Annotated in this window: 23 protein-coding genes; 13 read left to right on the top strand and 10 right to left on the bottom strand. The window is 73.9% G+C overall.

What is annotated here, in order from left to right:
• Window positions 1-5 precede the first annotated feature (5 nt).
• Together AB0B02_RS14375 and AB0B02_RS14370 are read right to left on the bottom strand one after the other, a co-directional pair.
• Window positions 6-197, bottom strand: a complete 192-nt coding sequence (locus AB0B02_RS14375) for a hypothetical protein (protein ID WP_281939568.1) — start codon at window positions 195-197, stop codon at window positions 6-8.
• Between the two features lie 91 nt (window positions 198-288).
• Complete coding sequence (locus AB0B02_RS14370) at window positions 289-1,272, bottom strand: aldo/keto reductase (protein WP_357300447.1); 984 nt, start codon at window positions 1,270-1,272, stop codon at window positions 289-291.
• A gap of 86 nt (window positions 1,273-1,358) precedes the next feature.
• On the opposite strand from AB0B02_RS14370, the gene AB0B02_RS14365 reads away from it, so the two are divergent.
• Both AB0B02_RS14365 and AB0B02_RS14360 read left to right on the top strand, forming a co-directional pair.
• On the top strand, window positions 1,359-2,150 hold the full coding sequence (locus tag AB0B02_RS14365; RefSeq protein ID WP_281939573.1) for a trans-aconitate 2-methyltransferase: 792 nt from the start codon (window positions 1,359-1,361) through the stop codon (window positions 2,148-2,150).
• On the top strand, window positions 2,147-3,172 hold the full coding sequence (locus tag AB0B02_RS14360) for an adenosine deaminase (RefSeq protein WP_357300444.1): 1,026 nt from the start codon (window positions 2,147-2,149) through the stop codon (window positions 3,170-3,172). Before AB0B02_RS14365 ends, AB0B02_RS14360 begins: the two co-directional genes overlap by 4 nt.
• A 212-nt stretch (window positions 3,173-3,384) precedes the next feature.
• Here AB0B02_RS14360 and AB0B02_RS14355 read toward each other — a convergent pair whose 3' ends face one another.
• Together AB0B02_RS14355 and AB0B02_RS14350 are read right to left on the bottom strand one after the other, a co-directional pair.
• Window positions 3,385-4,773: a HAMP domain-containing sensor histidine kinase gene (locus tag AB0B02_RS14355; protein ID WP_357300442.1), complete on the bottom strand. Its 1,389-nt coding sequence runs from the start codon at window positions 4,771-4,773 to the stop codon at window positions 3,385-3,387.
• A gap of 29 nt (window positions 4,774-4,802) precedes the next feature.
• Window positions 4,803-5,492: a response regulator transcription factor gene (locus AB0B02_RS14350; protein ID WP_107160748.1), complete on the bottom strand. Its 690-nt coding sequence runs from the start codon at window positions 5,490-5,492 to the stop codon at window positions 4,803-4,805.
• 73 nt (window positions 5,493-5,565) lie between these two features.
• Here AB0B02_RS14350 and AB0B02_RS14345 point away from each other — a divergent pair, with 73 nt between their 5' ends.
• Window positions 5,566-6,495: an ADP-ribosylglycohydrolase family protein gene (locus AB0B02_RS14345; protein WP_281939576.1), complete on the top strand. Its 930-nt coding sequence runs from the start codon at window positions 5,566-5,568 to the stop codon at window positions 6,493-6,495.
• A gap of 326 nt (window positions 6,496-6,821) precedes the next feature.
• Here the strand turns inward: AB0B02_RS14345 and AB0B02_RS14340 are convergent, their stop codons facing one another.
• On the bottom strand, window positions 6,822-7,727 hold the full coding sequence (locus tag AB0B02_RS14340) for a DUF1775 domain-containing protein (RefSeq protein ID WP_357300439.1): 906 nt from the start codon (window positions 7,725-7,727) through the stop codon (window positions 6,822-6,824).
• A 200-nt stretch (window positions 7,728-7,927) separates the two neighbouring features.
• Between AB0B02_RS14340 and thrS the strand changes: the two genes are divergently transcribed.
• Together thrS and AB0B02_RS14330 are read left to right on the top strand one after the other, a co-directional pair.
• Window positions 7,928-9,937: a threonine--tRNA ligase gene (gene thrS, locus AB0B02_RS14335; protein WP_281939580.1), complete on the top strand. Its 2,010-nt coding sequence runs from the start codon at window positions 7,928-7,930 to the stop codon at window positions 9,935-9,937.
• A gap of 50 nt (window positions 9,938-9,987) precedes the next feature.
• On the top strand, window positions 9,988-10,533 hold the full coding sequence (locus tag AB0B02_RS14330; RefSeq protein WP_357300437.1) for an HIT domain-containing protein: 546 nt from the start codon (window positions 9,988-9,990) through the stop codon (window positions 10,531-10,533).
• Window positions 10,534-10,564: 31 nt separating this feature from the next.
• On the opposite strand, the gene AB0B02_RS14325 is transcribed toward AB0B02_RS14330, so the two are convergent.
• Window positions 10,565-11,101 carry a hypothetical protein gene (locus AB0B02_RS14325; protein WP_281939584.1) on the bottom strand — a complete coding sequence of 179 codons (537 nt, stop codon included), beginning with the start codon at window positions 11,099-11,101 and terminating at the stop codon, window positions 10,565-10,567.
• Between the two features lie 82 nt (window positions 11,102-11,183).
• On the opposite strand from AB0B02_RS14325, the gene AB0B02_RS14320 reads away from it, so the two are divergent.
• Window positions 11,184-11,804 (top strand): hypothetical protein, encoded by a 621-nt coding sequence (locus AB0B02_RS14320; RefSeq protein ID WP_281939586.1) that lies wholly within the window; start codon window positions 11,184-11,186, stop codon window positions 11,802-11,804.
• A 263-nt stretch (window positions 11,805-12,067) separates the two neighbouring features.
• Window positions 12,068-13,126, top strand: a complete 1,059-nt coding sequence (locus AB0B02_RS14315; protein WP_357300434.1) for an aldo/keto reductase — start codon at window positions 12,068-12,070, stop codon at window positions 13,124-13,126.
• Between the two features lie 41 nt (window positions 13,127-13,167).
• On the opposite strand, the gene AB0B02_RS14310 is transcribed toward AB0B02_RS14315, so the two are convergent.
• Complete coding sequence (locus AB0B02_RS14310; protein WP_357300432.1) at window positions 13,168-15,330, bottom strand: elongation factor G-like protein EF-G2; 2,163 nt, start codon at window positions 15,328-15,330, stop codon at window positions 13,168-13,170.
• Window positions 15,331-15,582: 252 nt separating this feature from the next.
• On the opposite strand from AB0B02_RS14310, the gene pgsA reads away from it, so the two are divergent.
• The 6 genes from pgsA to pdxT all read left to right on the top strand — a co-directional run bounded on the left by pgsA (window position 15,583) and on the right by pdxT (window position 20,620).
• Complete coding sequence (gene pgsA, locus AB0B02_RS14305) at window positions 15,583-16,203, top strand: phosphatidylinositol phosphate synthase (protein ID WP_281939590.1); 621 nt, start codon at window positions 15,583-15,585, stop codon at window positions 16,201-16,203.
• Entirely contained in the window at window positions 16,200-17,135 is a 936-nt protein-coding gene (locus AB0B02_RS14300; RefSeq protein ID WP_357300430.1) for a phosphatidylinositol mannoside acyltransferase, read from the top strand. Before pgsA ends, AB0B02_RS14300 begins: the two co-directional genes overlap by 4 nt.
• Window positions 17,136-17,144: 9 nt before the next feature.
• Complete coding sequence (locus tag AB0B02_RS14295; protein ID WP_357300427.1) at window positions 17,145-18,305, top strand: glycosyltransferase family 4 protein; 1,161 nt, start codon at window positions 17,145-17,147, stop codon at window positions 18,303-18,305.
• A gap of 82 nt (window positions 18,306-18,387) precedes the next feature.
• Window positions 18,388-18,891, top strand: coding sequence for a hypothetical protein (locus AB0B02_RS14290; RefSeq protein ID WP_281939596.1), 504 nt, complete (start codon window positions 18,388-18,390; stop codon window positions 18,889-18,891).
• A gap of 133 nt (window positions 18,892-19,024) precedes the next feature.
• Window positions 19,025-19,936 (top strand): pyridoxal 5'-phosphate synthase lyase subunit PdxS, encoded by a 912-nt coding sequence (gene pdxS, locus AB0B02_RS14285; RefSeq protein WP_281939598.1) that lies wholly within the window; start codon window positions 19,025-19,027, stop codon window positions 19,934-19,936.
• A 78-nt stretch (window positions 19,937-20,014) separates the two neighbouring features.
• Window positions 20,015-20,620 carry a pyridoxal 5'-phosphate synthase glutaminase subunit PdxT gene (gene pdxT, locus AB0B02_RS14280; protein ID WP_281939600.1) on the top strand — a complete coding sequence of 202 codons (606 nt, stop codon included), beginning with the start codon at window positions 20,015-20,017 and terminating at the stop codon, window positions 20,618-20,620.
• Window positions 20,621-20,639: 19 nt separating this feature from the next.
• Here the strand turns inward: pdxT and AB0B02_RS14275 are convergent, their stop codons facing one another.
• From AB0B02_RS14275 to AB0B02_RS14265, 3 genes are read right to left on the bottom strand one after another with little or no spacing between them, the layout of a single operon-like run.
• The gene (locus tag AB0B02_RS14275) at window positions 20,640-22,022 is read right to left on the bottom strand and encodes a type IV secretory system conjugative DNA transfer family protein (protein WP_281939602.1); all 1,383 of its coding nucleotides are present in this window, start codon (window positions 22,020-22,022) and stop codon (window positions 20,640-20,642) included.
• 10 nt (window positions 22,023-22,032) lie between these two features.
• Window positions 22,033-22,572: a hypothetical protein gene (locus AB0B02_RS14270; protein WP_357300423.1), complete on the bottom strand. Its 540-nt coding sequence runs from the start codon at window positions 22,570-22,572 to the stop codon at window positions 22,033-22,035.
• On the bottom strand, window positions 22,569-23,495 hold the full coding sequence (locus AB0B02_RS14265; protein ID WP_281939605.1) for a hypothetical protein: 927 nt from the start codon (window positions 23,493-23,495) through the stop codon (window positions 22,569-22,571). Before AB0B02_RS14265 ends, AB0B02_RS14270 begins: the two co-directional genes overlap by 4 nt.
• Window positions 23,496-23,949: the final 454 nt, after the last annotated feature.

Here is a 23,949-nt window from a genome sequence, read left to right as displayed (position 1 = left end):
GCGCCTCAGCGGCGCCGGGCCCGCATGCCGAGCCAGAGCGCCACGAACCCGACCAGGACGACCACCGGGCCGACAAGTGCCCAGATCCGCCGGTCGGTCAGCACGCTGCCCTCGACGTAGCCGAGCCCCAGCACGGTCCAGAGCGCGCCGATCACCACCGCCAGCAGGCCCATGGTGAGCCGGAACCAACCCCTCATCGTGCCCCCTCCGACGACGTCCGCCCCACCCCAGCATGCCCGCCGACGCCGGTCGTGGGCGACGCCGCGCCGACGGGCCGGGCCGGTGCGGTCACCACCGGTCGTGCACCTGCGGCCGGATCAGCTCGTCGTAGGTGGCCCGCACGGAGGCCAGCTCCACCTCGGTCAGCGGCGGCTGGCCGGCCGCCTCGGCGTTGCGCCGGGCCTGCTCGGCGGAGCGGGCGCCGGGGATCACCACGGTCACGCCGGGCTGGTCGAGGATCCAGCGCAGCGCGAACTGCGCCATGGTGCGGTCGTCGCCGACCAGTGGTGCGAGCCGGCGTACCGCGGCCAGGCCGAGGTCGTAGTCGACGCCGGAGAACGTCTCGCCGACGTCGAACGACTCGCCGTGCCGGTTGAAGGTGCGGTGGTCGTCCGCCGGGAACGTGGTGTGCTCGTCGTAGCGGCCGGAGAGCAGACCGCTGGCGAGCGGGACCCGGGCGATGACGCCCACCCCGGCCGCGGCGGCGGCCGGCAGCACCCGTTCCAGCGGCTTGTGCCGGACCGCGTTGAGGATGATCTGCACGCTGGCCACGCCGGGTCGGGCGATGGCGGTGAGCGCCTGGTCGCAGGTCTCCACGCTGACGCCGTACCCGGCGATGCGCTTCTCGGCGACCAGCGTGTCCAGGCCGTCGAAGACGCGGTCGTCGGCGAAGACCGCGGTGGGCGGGCAGTGCAGCTGCACCAGGTCGAGCGTGTCGACGCCGAGGTTGGTCCGGGACCGGTCGGTCCAGGCCCGGAAGTTGTCGAGCGTGTACGCCTCCGGCGTCTGCGGCACCCGCCGGCCCATCTTGGTGGCCACGGTCAGCCCGTGGCCCGGGTGGGCCCGCAGGAACCGCCCGATGAGCTGTTCGCTGCGGCCGTCGCCGTACACGTCGGCGGTGTCCAGGAAGGTGACGCCGGCGTCGACGGCGGCGGTCAGCACGTCGAGCGCCGCGTCCTCACTGACCTCGCCCCAGTCGGCGCCGAGCTGCCAGGCGCCGAGTCCGATGATGCCGACGTGCCGGCCGAGCCGGTCGAAGTTGCGCTGTTCCACCCGGTCGAGCCTAGTGAGCGGGTTGCCGTGGCGCTCGTCGGGCCGTACGGTCGTTAGCAAGACGTACGTACGGTTTGGAGGCTGTCATGTGGGATCCGAGCACCTACCTGCGCTACTCCGACGAACGCTCCCGGCCCTTCCACGACCTGCTGGCCCGCGTCGGCGCCGAGCGCCCGCGCGCGGTGGTCGACCTCGGCTGCGGGCCCGGCACGCTCACCGCCGGGCTCGCCGAGCGCTGGCCCGGCAGCCGGATCACCGGCCTCGACTCCTCGCCCGAGATGATCGGCCGGGCCGCCGCCCTGGCCGCCCCGGTCACGTTCGCCGTCGGCGACGCCCGCGACTGGCGGCCGGCGCCGGACGTCGACGTGCTGGTCGCCAACGCGGTGCTCCAGTGGGTGCCCGGCCACCGCGAGCTGCTCACCCGCTGGGCCGTCGAGCTGCCGCCGGACGCCTGGCTGGCGTTCCAGGTCCCCGGCAACTTCGCCGCGCCGTCGCACCGCGCGCTGCGTGAGGTCGCCGGCCGGGACCGGTGGCGCCAGCCGCTCGCCGGGCTGCTGCGCGAGGCCCCGGTCGGTGAACCCGTCGACTACGCCACGCTGCTGACCGGAGCGGGCTGCGCGGTGGACGCCTGGGAGACTACCTACGTGCACCTGCTCCCGGTCGCCGGCGCGGACCACCCGGTGCTGACCTGGATGGAAGGCACCGCGCTGCGCCCCGTCCGGGCCGCGCTGGACGCCGCCGGCTGGGCCGACTTCCGGGCCGAGCTGGGGGCCCGCCTCGCCGAGGCGTACCCGGTGCGGCAGGGTCAGGTGTGTTTCCCGTTCCGCCGGATCTTCGTGGTGGCCCGCACCGGCGCCCGCGCAGAGGAGAACCCGTGACCGACCTGTCCACCTTCATCGCCGGCCTGCCCAAGGTGGAGCTGCACGTGCACCACGTCGGCTCCGCCTCGCCCCGGATCGTCGCCGAACTGGCCGCCCGGCACGAGGGGCGCAGCCCCGTCCCGGCCGACCCGGAGGCGCTCGCCGACTACTTCGCGTTCCGCGACTTCGCCCACTTCATCGACATCTACCTGAGCGTGGTGGACCTGATCCGGGACGCCGACGACGTCTGGCTGCTCACCCACGAGGTGGCCCGCGAGCTGGCCCGCCAGCAGGTCCGCTACGCCGAGCTGACCGTCACCCCGTACTCGCACGTGCACCGGGGCATCCCCGCGCCGGCGTTCTGCGAGGCGATCGAGGACGCCCGCAAGCGCGCCGAGGCCGACTTCGGCATCGCGCTGCGCTGGTGCTTCGACATCCCCGGCGAGGCCGGGCTGCCGGCCGCCGAGCAGACGCTGCGCATCGCGCTGGACCAGCGGCCGGACGGGCTGATCAGCTTCGGTCTCGGCGGCCCCGAGATCGGCGTGCCCCGGCCCCAGTTCAAGCCCTGGTTCGACCAGGCCCGCGCGGCCGGGCTCCGGTCGGTCCCGCACGCCGGTGAGACCACCGGGCCGGAGAGCATCTGGGACGCGCTGCGCGAGCTGGGCGCCGAGCGGATCGGCCACGGCATCTCCGCCGTGCTCGACCCGGCGCTGCTGGCCCACCTGGCGGAGCGCCGGATCCCGCTGGAGGTCTGCCCCACCTCGAACGTCCGCACCCGGGCGGTGGCCAGCCTGGACGAGCACCCGCTGCCGCAGCTCGTCGAGGCCGGCGTGCCGGTCAGCATCAACTCCGACGACCCGCCGATGTTCGGCACCACGCTCGACGAGGAGTACGCGGTCGCCGCCCGGCTGCTGAAACTCGACCCGCACGGGGTGGCCGCGCTGGCCCGCGCCGCGGTGGACGCCGCCTTCCTGGCGCCGGCCGAGGCGACCCGGATCAAGGCCGAGATCGACGCGTACACGGCGGGCGCGGCGGGCTGACCGACCGGACGGAGAGCGGCGCGCGACGGGAGCGAGGTGTGGGGGGACCGGACTCCCGCCGCGCGCACGGATCCGCCGGCCGGAAGGTGTTACGGGGCGTCCCGGCCGACGGAACTGATGGGTTCTGTCAGAGATCCTGGCATTTCGCGGCGGTGTCGGGGCGGTCGTTAAACCACTCCTAAGGAGAACTTGCGCCGGCCCACAACCAGGGGTCAGCGCGGGCGCGGCCAGCGCCGTCCGGCGCGTGGCTCCCGGGCCTCCCGGGTCATCCGACCCACCAGCCCGAACCGGTTGACCTGCCGGGGCGCCGCGGCCGGATCGGCCAGCAACATCACCACGCTGGCCCCGCCGAGCCGGGCCCGGTCGATGCTCACCGAGCCGTTGGCCTGCAACGCGACCCGCTTGGCGATGTCCAGCCCGAGCCCGGTGGAGCCCTTGTCGCTCTCGCCCCGGCGCAGTGCCCGGTCCGGGTTGGCGATGCCCGGCCCGGCGTCGTCGATCCGGATCGCCACCCAGCCGTCCCGGCGGCTCACCGCCACCTCGAACGCGGTGCCCTGCGGCGTGTAGCGGAACACGTTGCCGATCACCGCGTCGAGCGCGGCGGCCAACTCGGCCCGGGGCACCGGCGCGGGGATGCGCAGTTGCGCCCCGACCACCCGGTGCGGCCGGTTCTGGTCTCCGGCCAGCGCCGACCAGAAGACCATCCGGTCCCGCACCACCTCGCTGACGTCGCAGGACGCCGGGGCGGTCTCCTGGCTGACCGCCTTGCGGGTCGTCTTGATGAGCTGGTCGACCTCGCCCTCCAGCGTGACGATGGCCTGCCGGATCCGCCGGATGCCGCGTCGCCGGTCCAGCTCCGCCTCGCTGAACGTGCCGATGCTGGTGTCGTCGGACTCCAGGGCCTCCGCGTCCAGCCGCAGCGCGGTCAGCGGGGTACGCAGCCGGTGCGACAGGTCGGCGACGAGTTCGTGCTCGTCGGCGCGGAGCGCCACCAGCCGCTCCGCCATCCGGTTGAACGCGTGCCCCGCCTCGGCCAGCTCCCGGGGACCGGCCGGCTCGACCCGTACGCCCAGCTCGCCGTCGCCCACCGCGAGCGCCGCCTTGACCAGGTCGCCGGTGGCGTCCACGGCCCGGGCCGCCACCCGGTCGACCACGATCACCGCGGCGCCGACCAGCGCCAGCGCCACCGCGAGCAGCAGCAGCCACCGCCCACCGCTGCCCGCGTCGAGCACCTCGTCGGGGACGAAGACCTCCACGACGGCCACCCGGTCACCGAGCACCACCGGGTCCAGCCGCAGCACGCCACCGTCCACCTCGGTCACCACCGAGCGCCGCTGCGCGGCGGCGTCGGCCAGCGCGGCGGAGTCGGCACGGCCGGCGGACTCGTCGGAGCCGACGCCGTGCACGACCGGCCGCAGCGCCGGGTCGTCACCGCTGGCCGCCACCGCCCGCCGGACCACCTCCGGGTCGGTGCTGACCGCCAGCGCGCCGGTGACCAGCGCGCCGCGCCGGGCGGCGTCGGCCAGCTTCTCCTCGCGGGACTGGTCCGACAGGGTGATCCCGAGCGGGACGAGAAAGGCGAGCGCGACCAGGCTGCACATGCCGGCGGTGAGCCAGGCCAGCGCCGTCCTCAGTCCGGTGCCACCAGCCGGAAGCCGACCCCCCGCACGGTGCGCAGGTAGCGCGGCTTCGCCGCGGACTCGCCCATTTTGCGGCGGAGCCAGTACAGGTGAACGTCGATGGTCTGGTCCTCGCCGACCGATGGCTGCCGCCATACCTCCTCCAAGAGTTCCCGCCGGGACACTACCCGGCCGGGACGCGCGGCGAGATACGCCAGCAGGTCGAATTCCTTGCGGGTCAGCGCCAGCGCCTCCCCGTCCAGCACCGCGCTGCGCTCGCCGACGTCCACCCGCAGGCCGCCGACCGTGTGCACGGCCGGTTGCACGGTACGGCTGGCCCGGCCGGCCCGGCGCAGCACGGTGGTGATCCGGGCGTCCAGGTGCGCGCCGGTGAACGGCTTGACCATGTAGTCGTCCGCGCCGGCCCGCAGCAACCGGACCACCGACTGCTCGTCGTCGCGGGCGGTGGCGATGATGATCGGCACGTCCGTGATGCCGCGCAGCATCCGCAGCGCGTCCGAGCCGTCCAGGTCCGGCAGGCCCAGGTCGAGCACCACCAGGTCGGGCGTCTCCGCGGCGACCCGGCGCAACGCGTCCAGCGCCGTGCCGACCGCGTGCACCGCGTGGCCCCGGTCGGTCAGCGACCGCAGCATCGCGCCGCGGACGACGTGGTCGTCTTCGACCAGCAGGACGGTTGCCACGTCAGCACCGTACTCGGCGTGGCAAGTCGGTCGCGTTGCGGCAGGCCGGGGAACCGGGCAAGCTGGAACGGCGATGACGTTCACCCTCTTCCCCGACGCCCGCCTCACGCTCGCCCGCGACGCGCTGGCCGGCCTGTCGGTGGGCGACGCGCTCGGCTCCCAGTTCTTCGTGCCCGGCCGGCACCCGGCCGACCTCGCCGAGGGCCGGCTGCCCGCGCCGCCGTGGGAGTGGACCGACGACACCGAGATGGCCTGTTCCGTGGTGGCCGAGCTGGCCGCCGCCGGGCGGATCGACCGGGACCGGCTGGCGCTGGCGTTCGCCGAGCGCTGCGAGCCGTACCGGGGTTACGGCCCGGGCGCGGTGACCGTCCTGCGGCTGATCCGCACCGGCACGCCGTGGCCGGTGGCCGCCGCGTCGGCGTTCGACGGGCAGGGCTCCTGCGGCAACGGCGCGGCCATGCGGGTGGCCCCGCTCGGCGCCTGGCACGCCGACTCCACCCGGCGCGCCGCCGACCAGGCCCGGGCCTGCGCCGAGGTGACCCACGCGCACCCGGAGGGGATCGCCGGTGCGGTGGCCGTGGCGGTGGCCGCCTCGTTGGCCGCCCGGGCCCGCCTCGACGGCGACCGGCCCGAACCGGCCCGCCTGCTCAACGCCGTGGCCGGCGCGCTCGACCCGGCCGGCGAGGTGCACCGGGGCGTCCGCCGGGCCGCCGCGATGCTCGGTCGCCCGACCGTCGAGGTGGTCGACGCGGTGGGCAACGGCTCGCGGGTCACCGCGCAGGACACGGTCCCCTTCACGCTCTGGGTCGCCGCCACGCTGCTGGCCGACTACCCGGCCGCGATCCGCGCCTGTGTGGAGGCGGGCGGCGACGTGGACACCACGGCCGCGATCGTCGGCGGCGTCGTCGCCGCGTACGCCGGGGTCGGCACGCCCGGCGGCGTCCCGGAGGGCTGGCTGACGGCGCGCGAGCCGCTGCCCGGCTGGCTCACCGCCCCGGCCTGACCCCACCCCGTCGGCGCTCCGGCGGGGCTCACTCGGCGCCGATCCGTGCCCGTCACGCTCCTCGCGCCCGCTGTGCCGCCCGCGCCCGTCACGCCCGCTGTGCCGCCCGCGCCCGTCATGTTCGCTGTGCCGCCCGCGCGCGGTGCCGCCCCCGGCGGCTGCCGCCGGTCCCGCCATTACCGTGAGTGACGGCCCGGTGGGGCATGGCGCGGAGAATCGATATACCTCAGCGTCATAATTATGACTCCGAGGTATATCGCTTGGCGGACTTACTGTCCCCGCGGCGCGACACGCCGAAGAATTGCCGTCCCGACACGCCCGCAAGCTCACGCGGGCGGGCGCGCGCCGCCGACCGGGACGGGCTCGACCATGGTCACGCCGTCGCCGTCGCCGTCGCCGTCCGCCGCGCTTCGGTGCGGCGCGGGGTCGACCGGGGGTCCGTCGGCGGTGGGGGAGTCGGGTCCGGGCGACAGGGTCATGGTGCCGCGTCGGCGGCGGCTGAGCAGCCAGCCGATCGCCCCGCCGCCGGCCAGGCCGGCGAGCAGGCCACCGCCGAGCAGCAGGTCCGCGCTCGGCCCGTCGTCGGCCGCCGGCGCCGCGGCGGTCACGTCGGCCGGCGCCGGGTCGCCCGGCGCGCCGTGGCCGCCGTGCGCGCCACCGGCCGCACCGGCATCGCCGCCGTGCGGGGCGGCGCCCGACAACGGCGGCAGCAACGCGACAGTCGGCGCCGGGTGCGCGCCACCGGCCGGGTCCGCCCAGCGGACCACCGTGCCGTCGGCGTACGTCTGCACCACGGTGAAGGTCAGCCGGTCGGTGGCCGGCATCGGGCCCATGCCCAGCGGCAGCCGGACCGTCCCGGCGCCGCCACCGGGCACCCGCAGCCAGGTCACCGCGTGCGTCACCTGGTTCAGCTCGGCGGCGTGGATGCCGGCCACCGGCTGGTCCAGGGTGCGGGTGGTGATGGTCGGCGCCCAGTCCGGCACGGACAGCGGGTAGACCTCGCCGATCGGCGCGTCCGCCGGCATGGTCAGCTCGATCTTGCTGGTCCGGGTGCCGGGGCGGTCGGCGGGCACCACCACCGACAGCTCGATCGCGTCGCCCTGGCGCACCTCGCCGGGAGAGGTCGTGACGGTCACGCCGGCGGCGGCGGCCGGGCCCGGCCAGCTCACCGCTCCGGCCAGCGCGGCGGCCAGCAGCGACGCCGCCCACCGGCCCTGACGGGTCATCCTCATGGTCGTCCCCATCCTCGTCGACTGGGGTCGGTTCCGGCTCCGGCCCCACCCGGTAGTTCGGCCGGGACGGCGGAAAGGTTCAACGCGGCGGGGAAGTCGTGACCGGCGGGCCGGCGTCGGCGTCGGCGTGGTCGGGGTGACCGATAGCATCGCAGGGGCCGGTCCCCGGCAGATCCGTACCGTCGACGACAGGAGTCACCGTGTCCGCACCCCGTACCCCCGCCGTGGCCGACCCCGTCGTCGTCGCCGCCGGGACCACGGCGGCCGACGCGGTGGCCGCGGCCGGCCTGCCCACGACCGGGCCCAAGGCCGTCGTGGTGGTCCGCGACCCGCGCGGTCAGCTCCGCGACCTGGACTGGGTGCCGGCCGAGGAGACCACCGTCGAGCCGGTGGCGCTGAACAGCCCGGCCGGCCTGGAGGTGCTGCGGCACTCCACCGCGCACGTGCTCGCGCAGGCCGTGCAGGACGTGTTCCCGGAGGCGAAGCTCGGCATCGGCCCGCCGATCGAGAACGGCTTCTACTACGACTTCGGCGTCGACAAGCCGTTCCAGCCGGACGACCTGGCGAAGCTCGAGAAGCGGATGCAGGAGATCGTCAAGTCCGGCCAGCGGTTCCGCCGGCGGCGCTTCGCCAGCCTCGACGAGGCCCGCGCCGAGCTGGCCGCCGAGCCGTTCAAGCTGGAGCTGATCGAGGTCAAGGGCGAAGGGCTGGACTCCTCCGAGGTGATGGAGGTGGGCGGCGGCGAGCTGACCATCTACGACAACCTCGCCGCGAACGAGGAGAAGGTCTGCTGGTCGGACCTGTGCCGGGGCCCGCACCTGCCGAACACCCGGCTGATCGGCGCGTTCAAGCTGATGCGCTCCGCCGCCGCGTACTGGCGGGGCTCCGAGAAGAACCCGCAGCTCCAGCGCGTCTACGGCACCGCGTGGCCGACCCGGGACGAGCTGAAGGCGTACCTGAAGTTGTTGGAGGAGGCCGCCCGGCGCGACCACCGCAAGCTCGGCGCGGACCTCGACCTTTTCAGCTTCCCCGACGAGATCGGCTCCGGCCTGCCGGTCTTCCACCCCAAGGGTGGCGTGCTCAAGCGGGTGATGGAGGACTACGTCCGCACCCGCCACATCGAGGAGGGCTTCCAGTACGTCGGGACGCCGCACATCTCCAAGGAAGGTCTCTTCCACACCTCGGGACACCTGCCCTACTACAAGGACACGATGTTCCCGCCGATGGAGATGGAGGGCAGCGACTACTACCTCAAGGCGATGAACTGCCCGATGCACAACCTGATCTACCGGTCGCGCGGGCGGTCCTACCGGCAGCTCCCGATCCGGCTGTTCGAGTTCGGGTCGGTCTACCGGTACGAGAAGTCGGGCGTGATCCACGGGCTGACCCGGGTGCGCGGCTTCACCCAGGACGACTCGCACTCCTACTGCACCCGCGAGCAGGCGCCGGCGGAGATCAAGCACCTGCTGGGCTTCGTGCTCAGCCTGCTGCGTGACTTCGGCATCGACGACTTCTACCTGGAACTGTCCACCCGCGACGACACCCGGCCGGACAAGTTCGTCGGCACCGACGAGGACTGGGCCACCGCCACCGCCGTGCTGGAGGAGTGCGCCCGGGAGACCGGCCTGGACCTGGTGCCCGACCCGGGCGGCGCGGCGTTCTACGGCCCGAAGATCTCCGTACAGGCCAAGGACGCCATCGGCCGGACCTGGCAGATGTCGACGATCCAGTACGACTTCAACCAGCCGAAGGGCTTCGGGCTGGAGTACCAGGCCGCCGACGGCACCCGGCAGCAGCCGGTGATGATCCACTGCGCGAAGTTCGGCTCGATCGAGCGGTTCATCGGCGTGCTCACCGAGCACTACGCGGGCGCGTTCCCGGCCTGGCTCGCGCCGGTGCAGGTGGTCGGCATCCCGATCCGCGACGACCACGGCGACTACCTGGAGGAGTTCGCGGCGACGCTGCGCCGGCACGGGATCCGGGCCGAGGTCGACCTGGGCGACGACCGGATGCAGAAGAAGATCCGCAACGCGCAGCAGCAGAAGATCCCGTTCATGGTGATCGCCGGCGACGACGACGTGGCCGCCGGCACGGTCTCGTTCCGCTACCGGGACGGCTCGCAGCGCAACGGGGTGCCGTTGGCCGAGGCGGTGGCGCACGTCCGCGAGGTGACGGAGTCCCGCACCAACAGCGGCCCCAGCGCCGCCTGAGCGGCGGCGCTGTTCAGCGGCGGTGGGGCGCGGATCGTAGGATCGCCGGTGTGACAGGGGTGGAGCGGCACACGGACAGTGGCCTGGCGGACGGGCTGGACCGGCTCTGGACGCCGCACCGGATGACCTACATCTCCGGCGACGACCGACCCGAGGGCGGGTACGAGAAGCCGACCGGCTGCCCGTTCTGCCTGGCCCCGGGCCGGCCGCCGGAGGAGAGCCTGGTGGTCGCCCGGGGCGAGCACGTCTTCGCGGTGCTCAACCTCTATCCCTACAATCCGGGCCACCTGCTGATCTGCCCCTACCGGCACGTGGCCGACTACACCGAGCTGGACGCGCCGGAGACGACCGAGCTGGCCGCGTTCACCAAGGACGCCATGCGGGTGGTCCGGCGCACCTCCAGCGCGCACGGGTTCAACCTGGGCATGAACCAGGGTGGCGTGGCCGGTGCGGGCATCGCCGCGCACCTGCACCAGCACGTGGTGCCGCGCTGGGGCGGCGACGCCAACTTCATGCCGGTCATCGGCCGCACCAAGGTGTTGCCGCAGTTGCTCGCCGACACCCGCGCCCTGCTCGCCGAGGCGTGGCCCACCTGACTCGGCGCGGCCGGCCCCGCACCGGCGCGACTCAGCGCAGCCGGCCCCGCACCCGGGCGAGTCGGCGGCGGGCCCCGGTGGCGGTCCGCTGGGCCGCCGCGGCCCGGTCGGCGGCGAGTTCCGCGCGGACCGCGAGCTGACGCAGCCGACGCTGCACCATCCGGTCGCCGTGCCGCGCGATCCACAGGCAGACCCCGGCCAACGGCAGCTCGACCAGCACCGCCAGCACCACCGACACCACCAGGTCCGGCCCGGGCGGCGTGGTCGTCACGTCGAACCAGGCGTCCACCGCGAGCATGGTCGCGGTGGCGGCGGCCGCGAGCACCACCTGCCGGTTTCCCCGGTACGCGTGCCAGGCGGTCAGCCCGAGCAGCGCCACCAGGCCCAGGTCGAAGCCGACCCAGGCGGCCCGGTAGTGCACCGTGACCTGGTGCCGGGGCAGGGTGAACGCCAGGTAGCCGATCCAGGGCAGGGTGAGCACGGCCAGCGCCACGAACGTGGGCGCCACCCAGCGCGGCGCCGGGCGTACCCGCGCCGCCTCGTCGACCTGATCCACCGACGTCTCCATGCGCGCCTCCCGGCCCCGGTGGTGCCCGCGTCACCGGGCTCGGCAAACCCGATGGTCACCCCTCGACAGTACGATCTTGCGCATGGCCCTGTTGCACCGCGCGGAACTGCGCCCCTCGAAGTTGGAGCTGCTCGCCGGGTGGCTGCCCGGCCGGCCCTGGTTCACCGGCGGCGCCGACGGGCCGGTGACCCGGGTGGCGGCCTACCGGTTCGACGACCCGGCCGGCGAGGTCGGCATGGAGACGCTGCTCGTGCGCGCCGGAGACGGGCCGGTGCTCCAGGTGCCGCTGACCTACCGGGGTGCCCCGCTGCCCGGCGCGGAGCGGTTCCTGGTGGGCGTGGTCGAGCACTCGGTGCTCGGCCGCCGCTGGGTGTACGACGCCTGCGGTGACCCGGTATACCCGCCGGCGCTGGCCGCCGCGGTGCTCGCCGACGCGGGCCAGGCGGAGGAGCACTTCGAGGTCGACGGCGAGCGGGAGGTGCGGGCCCCGAGCATGACCGTGTCGGGCAGCCGCGTCGACCGCGCGCTGCCGGCCGGCCCGGTCGACGAGGTGGTGGACGGCGATCCCACGGTGATCCGCGTCGACGGGGTGGAGCTGGCCCTGGTCCGCCGGCCCGCCCCGGCCGACACGCAGGCGGCGGGCCGGCTCACCGGCGCGTGGCCGGGCCGGGACGCGCCGGTGCTGCTGGCCTACGCCCGCTGACTCCCGGCCGTTGCGGGCCCGCGGTTCGCGGCCGGGCGCCGAGTGCCGGCGTTCCGGCCCGCTTCGACGTGCGGTGCTCGACGGTGTGGCGCTCGACGATCGATCGCTCCGGAGTGATATGACGAGGAGTCATAACTATGACTCTGCGGTATGTCGGTTACTCGGCGACGCTTCCCCCGCTGGCGTCACGGAGTGTGACGAAATTCCGGTACACCCGGTGACGAACGGGCCCGCCCGTGCCGGGAAGGTGACAGGATTCGGCGATGGCAGTCAGCACGCGGCCGCTCGGCCGTAGCGGCATCGAGGTGAGCGCGCTCGGCATGGGGTGCTGGGCGATCGGCGGCCCGTGGGCCGAGGGCGCCCGCCCGTTGGGCTGGGGAGCGGTCGACGACGACGAGTCGGTCCGGGCCGTCCGCCGTGCGCTCGACCTCGGGGTGACGCTCTTCGACACCGCCGACACGTACGGGGCCGGGCACGGCGAGCGGGTCCTCGGGCGGGCCCTCGCCGGCCGGCGCGACGAGGCGGTGATCGCCACCAAGTGGGGCTACACGTTCGACGAGCGCACCCGGCAGGCCACCGGCGAGAACGCCTCGCCGCAGTACCTGCGCCGGGCGGTGGTCGACTCGCTGCGCCGGCTGGACACCGACCGGATCGACCTCTACCAGCTCCACCTCGGCGACCTGCCACTGCCCCGGGCCGAGGCGCTGGTCGGCACGCTGGACGAGCTGGTCGCCGCCGGCCTGATCCGGGCGTACGGCTGGAGCACCGACCGGGCCGACCGGGCCGGCGCCTTCGCCCAGGTGGCGCACGGTGCCGCCGCCGTGCAGCACGCGCTGTCGGTGCTGCGGGACGCCCCCGCCATGCTGGCCGCCTGCGACAAGCACGACCTGGCCAGCCTGGCCCGGGGGCCGCTCGGGATGGGACTGCTCACCGGCAAGTACACGCCGGAGTCCACGCTGCCCCGCGACGACGTGCGCGGCCTCGGGCCGACCTGGCTGGAGTGGTTCCGCAGCGGCCGGCCGGCCCCGGAGTGGCTGCGCCGGGTGGCCGCGGTCCGGGACGCGCTCACCGCCGACGGCCGCACCCTGGCCCAGGGCGCGCTCGGCTGGATCTGGGCGCGCAGCGACCGGGCGGTGCCGATCCCCGGCGCCCGTACGGTCGCCCAGGTGGAGGAGAACGCCGCCGCGCTGGCCCGGGGCCCGCTCGCCCCGGACCAGTTCGCCGAGGTCGAGCGCCGACTCGCGGCGGTCAGGTCGGCCGCCCGCCGCGACGCCGACCGCCCGCACTGGCCGATGCCCCCCGTCCCCACCGTCCGCCCCTGACACCTTCCCCCGCTGACCACCCCGGGAGGGGGGTGGGGGATTTAGGGGTGGGGGGTGGACTCCTTGACGGCCTGGTCGGCCAGGTGTGGGGGCATGGGGTCGTGGCGGGCGAACTCGCGGCGGAACGTGCCGGTGCCGGCGGTCATCGCGCGCAGCTCGACCGCGTACCGCAGCAGTTCGGTGGCGGGCACCTCGGCGCGCACCAGCGTCCGGCCCTCGGCGTCCGGGTCGGGCTCGGTGCCCAGCACCCGGCCGCGCCGGCCGGACAGGTCGCCCATGACCGCGCCGACCGAGGAGTCGGGCACCCGGACGACGACCTCGTCGACCGGTTCGAGCAGCGTCGGCCGGCCCTTCTCGGCGGCGTCGCGCAGCGCCAGCGCGCCCGCGGTCTGGAACGCGGCGTCGGACGAGTCGACGCTGTGCGCCTTGCCGTCGACGAGCGTCACCCGCAGGTCCACCACCGGGAAGCCGGCGACCAGGCCGCGTTCCATCTGCGCCCGGACGCCCTTCTCCACCGACGGGATGTAGTTGTGCGGGACCGCGCCGCCGACCACCCGGTCGACGAACTCGAAGCCGGCGCCCCGGGGCAGCGGCTCCACCTCGAGGTCGCAGACCGCGTACTGGCCGTGGCCGCCGGACTGCTTGACGTGCCGGCCGTGCCCCCGGGAGGCCGCGGTGAACGTCTCCCGCAGCGACACCCGGACCGGCTCGGTGTCCAGCTCGACGCCACCGCCGCGCAGCCGGTCGAGCACCACGTCGGCGTGCGCCTCGCCCATGCACCAGAGCACCAACTGGTGGGTCTCCGGGTTGCGCTCCAGACGCAGCGTCGGGTCACCGGCGACCAGCCGGGACAGGTTGCGGGCCAGCGCGTCCTCGTCGGCCCGGCTGCGCGCCACGATCGCCACCGGCAGCAGCGGCTCGGGCATCTCCCAGGGCGCGATCAGCAGCGGCTCGTCCTTGGCGGACACCGTGTCGCCGGTCTCCGCGCTGCCCGACTTGGTGATCGCGCAGAGGTCACCGGCGACGCACACCGGCACCTCGCGCAGCGTCGCGCCGAGCGGGCTGTAGACGTGCCCGACCCGCTCGTCGGCGTCGTGGTCCGGGTGGCCGCGCTCGGCCAGGCCGTGCCCGGACACGTGGACCACCTGGTCGGGGCGGAGCGTGCCGGAGAAGACCCGGACCAGCGAGACGCGCCCGACGTGCCGGTCCACCGTCGTCTTGACCACCTCGGCGACCAGCGGGCCGTCCGGGTCGCAGGTCAGCGGCGGGCGGGGCGAGCCGTCCAGCCCGGTGACCGCCGGCAGGTCGTGCTCCAGCGGCGACGGGAACGCCGAGACCAGGCCGTCGAGCAGCGCGTCCAGCCCGACGCCGGTCTCCGCGCAGACCGGCACCACCGGGTAGAAGTGGCCGCGGGCGACCGCCGTCTCCAGGTCGGCGATGAGCACCTCGGGGTCGATCTGCTCGCCGCCGAGGTAGCGGTCCATCAGGGTCTCGTCCTCGCTCTCCGCGATGATCCCCTCGATCAGCTCGTCGCGGGCCTCCTGGATGGCCGGCAGGTGCTCCGGGTCCGGCTCGCGCACCGCCGGCGGCAGCCCGCCGGAGTAGTCGAACACCCGGCGGGTGATCAGGCCCATCAGCCCGGCCACCGACTCGCCGTCGTCGCCCAGCATCGGCAGGTAGAGCGGGAGCACGTTGTCGCCGAAGACGCGCTGGCAGAGCGCCACCGCCTCGTCGAAGTCGGCACGCGGGTGGTCCAGCCGGGAGACCGCCACCGCGCGCGGCATGTCCACCGCGGCGCACTCCTCCCAGAGCGCGGCGGTGGCGGCGTCCATCCCGTCGACCGCGGAGACCACGAACAGCGCCGCGTCGGCGGCGCGCAGCCCGGCGCGCAGCTCGCCGACGAAGTCGCCGTAGCCGGGCGTGTCCAGCAGGTTGACCTTGACGTCGCGGTGGACCAGCGGGGCGCAGGCCAGGCTCACCGAGCGTTGCTGGCGGACCGCGGCCGGGTCGTGGTCGCAGACCGTGGTGCCCTCGGTGACGGCGCCGGCCCGGCCGATCGTGCCGCTGGCCGCGAGCAGCGCCTCGACCAGCGTGGTCTTGCCCGCGCCGGAGTGCCCGACGAGCACCACGTTGCGAACCCCGCCGGGCTCGGTCACCACCGGCGCGCCGCCGGTGACACCCTTCTCGTGACTCTTCTGCGCCATCGCGGCGCACCTCCCTCAACCGGTGGTGGTGGCGACCGCCGCGGGCGACGGGAGCGGACCCCCGGGGTGGGCGCCGCGGCGATATCTTCCGGTGGACTCCTGCGGGACGGGAACGCCGACCGTGATCCGGTGAACTGGCTCACCTCCCACGCTCGATCTCACACCCGCGCCGGTGCCGGCACAAGGTCCGCCGGGCGGGTCGTCCGCCCGGCTGTGTCCCCGGTCCCGGCCGGCCGTTATCGTGGGACCGCCATGGCGAAGATCTTCCAAGTGACGGCCCGAGCGGGCATGACCCGCGTCGTGGAGCCGATCGCGCGCGGACTGCTCCGCGCGGGCGTGTCCCCCAACGCGGTCACCGTGACCGGCACCGTCGGCGTGCTCGTCGGCGCGCTCGGCTTCGGCGCGCGCGGCCACCTGGTCGCCGGCGCGCTGATCGTCACGGTCTTCGCCCTCACCGACCTGCTCGACGGCACGATGGCGCGGATGAGCGGCGGCTCCACCCGGTTCGGGGCGTTCCTCGACTCGAGCATGGACCGGGTCGCCGACAGCGCGGTGTTCGGCGCGGTCGCCTACTGGCTGGCCACCCAGCAGCAGTATTCCGGCGTGGCCGCCGCGCTGGTCTGCCTGGCCGCCGGCGGCCTGGTCTCCTACGTCAAGGCCCGCGCCGAAGGGCTCGGCATGACCTGCAACGTGGGCATCGCCGAGCGCACCGAACGGCTGCTCATCGTGGGCGTCGGCGGCGTGCTCACCGGCGTCGGGCTGGACCGGGCCCTGGAGGTCGCGCTCTGGCTGCTCGCCGCCGTCTCGATCTTCACGGTGGGGCAGCGGATGGCGCACGTGTACCGGCAGGCCCAGCGGGTCGGCGCCGAGTGAACCTCACCGAGGCGGGCTACATCGCGGGCTGGCGCCTGGTCCGCGCGCTGCCCCGGCCCGTCGCGGCCGCGGCCTTCCGGGCGGGCGCCGACCGCGCCCACCGCGGCAACGGCGGCGGTACGCGTCGACTGCGCGCCAACCTGCGCCGGGTGGTCGGCCCGGAGCTGCCCGACGCCGAGCTGGACGCGCTGGTCCGCGCCGGCCTGCGCTCGTACGCCCGCTACTGGCTGGAGGCGTTCCGGCTGCCCGGCCTGAGCCGGGCGGAGATCCTCGCCGGGTTCCGCCTCGACGGCGCGGAGAAGCTCGCCGTGGACGTGGCGGCCGGGCGGGGCGCGGTGGTGGCGCTGCCGCACGCCGGCAACTGGGACGCGGCCGGCGCCTGGGTGGCGGCCACCGGCTGGCCGATGACCACGGTGGCCGAGCGGCTCAAGCCGGAGGGCGTCTACGAGCGGTTCGTCGCGTTCCGGGAAGGGCTGGGGATGGAGATCCTGCCCACCCACGGCGGCCCGCGTCCGCCGTTCGACATCCTGGCCGACCGGCTGCGGGCCGGCGCGGTGGTGCCGCTGCTCGCCGACCGGGACCTCTCCGCCCGGGGCGTCGAGGTGGACTTCTTCGGCGGCCGGACCCGGATGCCGGCCGGCCCGGCGCTGCTGGCGCTGCGCACCGGCGCGCCGCTCTACGTCGCCTCGATGTGGTACGAGCCGGACGCCGCCTGCGCCTCGATCGAGGGCCCGCTGGCGCTGCCGGAGCCGGACAGCGCCCCGCTGGACGCCCGGGTCAAGCTGGTGACCCAGCGGATAGCCGACGGTCTGGCGGCGGGCATCGCCCGGCATCCGCAAGACTGGCACATGTTGCAACGGATGTGGCTGGACCAGGGACCGGCCGGGGCGCCGACGTCGGCGCAGCCGCCGGCCACCACCGGGACGGTCTAGGGGGACGCCATGCGGATCGGCATCGTCTGCCCGTACTCCTTCGACGTTCCGGGCGGCGTGCAGAACCACGTCATGGACCTGGCCGAGGCGCTGCTCGGGCTGGGCCACGAGGTGAGCGTGCTGGCCCCGGCCGACGAGGACGCGACGCTGCCGCCGTACGTGGTGTCGGCGGGGCGGGCGGTGCCGCTGCCGTACAACGGGTCGGTGGCCCGGATCGCGTTCGGCCCGGTCTCCACCGCCCGGGTACGCCGCTGGATCAATCGCGGCGACTTCGACGTGCTGCACGTGCACGAGCCGCTCACGCCGAGCCTGTCGATGCTGGCGGTGCTCTGCGCCCGGGGCCCGGTGGTGGCCACGTTCCACACCGCGATGACCCGGTCCCGGGTGCTCTCCGCGGCGCAGGGCGTGCTCCAGATCCTCCTCGAACGGATCACCGCCCGGATCGCGGTCAGCGCGCTCGCCCGCAAGGTGCAGGTCGAGCACATGGACGGCGGCGCGGTGGAGATCCCGAACGGCGTGGCGGTGGCGAAGTTCGCCGGCGTCGAGCCGCTGCCCGGCTGGCCGGGGGAGTGCGCGCCGGGCGCCGGCGGCACGCTCGGCTTCCTGGGCCGGTTCACCGAGCCGCGCAAGGGTTTCCCGATCCTGCGGGACGCGTTCGTGGCGCTCGCCCCGGACCGTCCGGGGCTGCGCCTGCTGGTGGCCGGCCCGGGTGACGCCGACGAGCTGTACGGCCGGTTCCCGGCCGAGCTGCGTGACCGGGTCACGTTCCTCGGTCTGGTCTCCGAGGCGGACAAGGCGCGCATGCTGCGCAGCGTGCACCTCTACGTCGCACCGAACACCGGCGGGGAGTCATTCGGGATGATCCTCACCGAGGCGCTCGCCGCCGGGACCACGGTGGTCGCCAGCGACCTGGACGCGTTCCGCCGGGTGCTGGACGGCGGGCGGGCCGGGCGGCTCTTCCCGACCGGGGACGCGGCCGGCCTGCGGGCCGCGCTGACCGAGCTGCTCGACGACGCCGGTGGGCGCGCCGCGCTGACCGGCCGGGGCGACCTGGTGGTGGCGAATTTCGACTGGCCCGTGGTTGCCCGCCGCGTTCTGGAGGTATACGCAGCGGCGATCGAGGCCACCGACGGTCGGGTCATGGACCAGGAGTGGGCGGGGCTGGGCTGACCAGGGTGGCCGGTGGGGCCGCTGTGACGAGCGCGTCGACCGGTGCCCACGCCGGCCGGCCGGGATGAGGGGCAGCACTACGATGCCGGGCATGTGGTGGGTGGTGGGCACGGCACTGGTGCTCGGGCTGGTCTCGGCGTACCTGATCTGGACCGCCGGCCGGGTGCAGCGGCTCCAGGTCCGCGCGGAGTCGGCGGCCCGCGCGCTGGACGCGCACCTGCTGCGCCGCGCGGCTGCCGCCGCGGTCCTGGCCGAGCAGCGGTACGGCGTGGAGCTGTACGCCGCCGCCCGGATCGCGCTGGACGCGCTCCCGGAGGAGCGTGAGGCCGCCGAGAACGACCTGACCCGGCAGTTGCGCGCGGTGCGGCTGGACCCGGACGACCCGGCCTGCGGCGCGGTGATCGCGGCGAGCCGGCGGCTGGCGCTGGCCCGGCAGGTGCACACCGACCTGGTCCGGGACGCCCGCTCGGCGCGGGGCCGTCCGGTGGTGCGCCTGTTCCGGATGGGGCGGGGGCGCGAGTGGCCCCGCTACTTCGACATCGACGACCCGACGCTGGTCCCGCGCGCGGACGTCACCACCGGCTGAGGCGGTGCCGGGCGAGGCCGTGACGGCGACCACAGGGCAGGCCACCAGGGGTGCGATTGGCTGTCGGAGCGGCGTCGTGGCGGCCGTAGCATTTCCGCGCAGCCACCCCGACCGCCTGCCGAGGAGCGATGACGTGTCCGAACCCACCGCACCGACCACCGACCCCACCGTCGGCACCGCCCGCGTGAAGCGGGGCATGGCCGAGATGCTCAAGGGCGGCGTGATCATGGACGTGGTCACCCCCGAGCAGGCGAAGATCGCCGAGGACGCCGGCGCGGTGGCCGTGATGGCGCTGGAGCGGGTGCCGGCGGACATCCGCGCCCAGGGCGGCGTGTCCCGGATGAGCGACCCGGACATGATCGACGGCATCATCTCCGCCGTCTCGATTCCGGTGATGGCCAAGGCCCGGATCGGCCACTTCGTCGAGGCGCAGGTCCTCCAGGCGCTCGGCGTGGACTACGTCGACGAGTCCGAGGTGCTGACCCCGGCCGACTACGCCAACCACATCGACAAGTGGGCGTTCACGGTGCCGTTCGTGTGCGGCGCGACCAACCTGGGTGAGGCGTTGCGCCGGATCACCGAGGGCGCCGCCATGATCCGCTCGAAGGGTGAGGCGGGCACCGGGGACGTCTCCAACGCCACCACCCACATGCGGAAGATCCGGCAGGAGATCCGCCGGCTCCAGAACCTGCCGGCCGACGAGCTGTTCGTCGCGGCGAAGGAGCTCCAGGCCCCGTACGAGCTGGTCAAGGAGGTCGCCGAGCGCGGCAAGCTGCCGGTCGTGCTGTTCACCGCCGGCGGCATCGCCACTCCGGCGGACGCGGCCATGATGATGCAGCTCGGCGCCGAGGGCGTCTTCGTCGGCTCGGGCATCTTCAAGTCGGGCAACCCGGCCCAGCGGGCCGCCGCCATCGTCAAGGCGACCACGTTCCACGACGACCCGGACGTGCTGGCGAAGGTGTCCCGGGGCCTGGGCGAGGCGATGGTCGGCATCAACGTCGACGACATCCCCGTCCCGCACCGCCTCGCCGACCGCGGCTGGTGAGCTCGTAAGGAGGGGCCCCTTCTTAACGCATGCGGTAGAGAAGGGGACCCCTTCAACGCCTGTGAGAGGAGCGACCGGGTGCGCGTACCCGTGATCGGGGTGCTGGCCCTCCAGGGCGACGTGCGTGAGCATGTCGCGGCGCTGGCCGGCGCGGGCGCCGACGCCCGGCCGGTCCGCCGGCCGGGCGAGCTGGACGCGGTCGACGGCCTGGTGGTGCCCGGCGGCGAGTCCACCACGATCAGCAAGCTGGTGGACATCTTCGAGATGCGCGAGCCGATCGACAAGCGGATCGCCGGCGGCATGCCGGTCTACGGCTCCTGCGCCGGCATGATCATGCTGGCTGCCGAGGTGCTGGACGGCCGCCCCGACCAGCGCGGCTTCGCCGGTATCGAGATGACCGTGCGGCGCAACGCGTTCGGCCGCCAGGTCGACTCGTTCGAGGCCCCGGTGACGATCACCGGGGTCGACGGCGAGCCGTTCCACGCGGTGTTCATCCGCGCGCCCTGGGTGGAGCGGGTCGGCGCGGGCGTGGAGGTGCTCGGCCGGGTCACCGACGGCCCGGCCGCCGACCGGATCGTCGCGGTCCGGCAGGGAAACCTGCTGGCCACCTCGTTCCATCCCGAGCTGACCGGCGACCTGCGCCTGCACCGCCTCTTCGTGGACCTCGTCCGGGCGGCGTCCTGACGCGTCCACCCGACGTCGGTCAGTGGTGTCGCGGATTGGGTGCGGCCCACTCCCGGAGCACCGGGTCGGTGAGGTGGTTGAAGCGTTGAATCCGGGTCGGCTGCTCGCTCTTGAAGGCGACCACCTGCTCACCGGGGGACAACTGCAACAGCTCGCCCACGTTGACGCCGAGCCGTCGGGACAGCTCGGCGGCGGCGCCGAAGTTCGCCGGGCTGAACACCTGGAGCACGCCGGAGTTGTTGATCATCGTTTCGCCGACACCCCGGTAGATGCTGGTGAGCTGCGCCAGGTCCTGCCAGAACGTCCAGGTGCGCAGCCCGTATCCGCGCAACAGGGTGATCGCGTCCTGGAGCAGGGAGAACCGGCCCAGTTGCGCCGCCTCGTCGATGAGGAACAGCAGGCGCGACTGGTTGATCGTCCGGCTGTTCATGACGTAGTAGAGCAGGCAACCGATCCAGGCCCGGAGCAGGCGCTGGTGGGTACGGAGCTTGTGCGGCGGTACGACCACGTAGATCGAGATCCGGCGGTCCGGGTCCACCAGGTGGGCGAGCGGAAAGCTCGTGCGGTCGGTGGCCTCCACCGTCCGCCGCGAGCTGAACGGCGCGAGCTGCTGGGCCGCCGTGACCACGATGCTGGGGAAGGTCTTCTGCTGATCGACACCGAGCAGCATCTGGAACTCCTGCCGGGTGCCGGCCGGCATCCGCCCGTCCCGGTCGTTGTCCAACGCCTCGGCCAGATACATCACCAGGTCACTCTGGAACAGCCGACTGCGCAGCTTCTGGAGGGTCAGCGAGGAGGAGCCCGTCGGTTCGGCCCCCGCCTCCGCGGTGATCAGGTGGGTGGTCAGGCCCGCGATCAGGAGCTGGGCCATCTCGTCCCAGAACGGCTCGACCGTCGACTTCTCGCCCCCCATCAGCAGGTCGGACAGGAGCCGCCCGAAGTCCTCCGGCTCCTCGGCGTCCTCGTTGTCCCGACCCAGTTCGGCGAACACGTCGAAGGGGTTCAGGGCACCGCGGTCGGCTCGGCTGCCGTTGCTGGCCCCGAACGGGTCGAGCAGCACGATCTCGTGACCCAGCGCGTCGCGCCGGTGGGCGTGGGTGACGTCGTAGTTCTCCCCCTTCGGATCGAGCACCACCACCGAGCCCTCGTAGCTGAGCAGGTTCGGGATGATCACGTCGCGGCCCTTGCCGGCGCCGGTGGGCGCGATGGTCATGAGATGGCTGTCGTCGTCCGAGGCGACGACCGGGCCCAGCGCGTCGTCCGCGATGATGTGTTCCTCGCGCAGGCCGAGCCGGATCCGGGCGTCGGTGACGCTCGCTCGACGCGGCGCGAACTGGCTCCTCGACTTCGACTCCGGATCGAGGTGGCGGGCCAGGAAGCGTCCGATGATCAGCTTGGACACCGGGATCCCCTCACGCTCGACGACGGGTGATGTGGGCGGGCGTGAAACCGGTCATCGTGCCGCTGCCGGACCCGGCTGAGATGCGGAGGTTGAGGGGCTTGTCGTGTTCGTTGCCGAGCACGTCGAAGTAGCGGATCCGGAGCACCAGCGAGCCCAGCTCGGGGATGTGCGGCGGGTCGCTGAACCGCAGCCGCTGTTCGATGTCCGTCATGGGTTGCACCGCGTCCGCCTTCGGCTCGCCCAACGGCACGAACTCCAGCGCCGACTGGTCCAGCGTGATCTGTTCGATCCGCAGGCCGAGCAGCGGGCCGGCGCCGACGTTGCGCAGCCGGACGGAGAGCACCACCAGCTCCTGCCCGCGCCAGGTGAGCCGGGAGTCCTGAATCATGGCGACCGGCACCACCGACGCCTCCAACTGTTCGCCGGCGATCCGCGCCTCCCGGGCCGTGGCGCGGTTGTTCTGCCAGGACAGGATCAGGGCGATGACACTCAGGGTGAGCGTGACGGCCAACCCGACGACCTGGAGCGTGTTGAGCGATTCCTGACTCATGGCATCGTGCCGACGGCGCAGGAGAAGTTCCACTCCCGGAAGAAATCCGCCATGAAACCCTTCACCACCCGGTCGCGGAAGAAGTCGCGGTACGGCACCTCGTAGTTCTCCAGCAGGAAATCCGGACGGGGCGCGATGCGGGCACCCGGCTCCGCATTGTCCGAGCCGATCGTCTCGGCGATGGAGTGGAAGTCCAGCCAGATGCCCCGGTAACCCTGATTGGCGGGCGCCTGGATGTCGTAGACCTCGCGCAGGTGCACGCCGGGGGCGGCCTCCCGGAAATTGGAGATCTTGATGTCGAGCCGACCGGTGCGCAGTGAGCTGGCCGCGTCCTGACCGGTCGGCACCGGCCGGAACCGGCCGTCCTCGTCGGGCCGACGGGACAGCAGCGGTCCGATCAGTTCATGGCTGCTGACCGGTTTCTGCCGGTGCACCGGAATGAAGTCGTAGACGATCATCGAGAAGCGGTAGGCGGCGCGCAGCGGTTGCAGATCGAAGTCCGAGTGCAGCACCTCGGACAGGTCGATCGCGATTCGGGAGACGAGCCCCCGGAGGTACGGCATCAGAAGCCGGTACCAGTTGTGGAACAACCGCAGCGACGAGCCCGAACGGCTCAGGGTGATCCGCAGGTCCCGCCGGATGTCGATGCGGAAACCGAACGAGGGCTCCTTGTAGACCACGCCGACGTCCCCGTCGCTCCAGTCCAGCCGCAGCGTGTCCACCTCGTGCAGCTCGCTGGCCTCCAGCACCTCCGCCACCGCCCGGTAGAGTCGCGCGCCCAGTTCGCGCCGCAACGCGTCCAGTCCTTGGAGGTCCCGCGCCGCGGGCAGTTCGACGATGAGGGAGAAACCATTCAGGGCGTCCACACCCTGCGGCCCCAGCATGTCGATTCCGGCGGAGAATTCGTCGAACGTCTCGAGCACGCTTCCTCCGCTCATCGCTTTCGGGGATTTGCAGGCTAGCCGGGATGCCAATCAGCTCCGTAGGACCGGACAAGGCAGGAGAGACTGACCCGTCGTTGGGCCCGGATGGCTGTTCGGTTGAGCGTGTGCCGTAGGTCGACCCAAAGACGCAGGTCGACGCGAATACGCGAGCCGACCGCCATCCGGCGCGGGGCGTGACGCCGGTCGGGCGCGGCGGCCCGAGGCGTACCCGAATGATTGTCGGATCTCCGTCATCAGCCCGGCGCGGCGGCCACTCCGGCCCGGTTGCCGCGTCCGGCCGGCGGGTGTGCGACGCCCGGGGTGCGACCTCGGTAGGATTGCCGACGGTTCGGCAGGGCCGTCACCGCCCCAGCCCGTCACGCGGAGCCGTCGGGGGTGCTGCGGCTCGCGGCGCCCGGGCGGTGGGGTGCCGGCGCGAGCAGTCGACGCAGGC

It is taken from the genome of Micromonospora sp. NPDC049240 (assembly GCF_040647835.1).
Classification (GTDB): domain Bacteria; phylum Actinomycetota; class Actinomycetes; order Mycobacteriales; family Micromonosporaceae; genus Micromonospora.
This window is presented reverse-complemented; position numbering and strand designations above follow the sequence as displayed.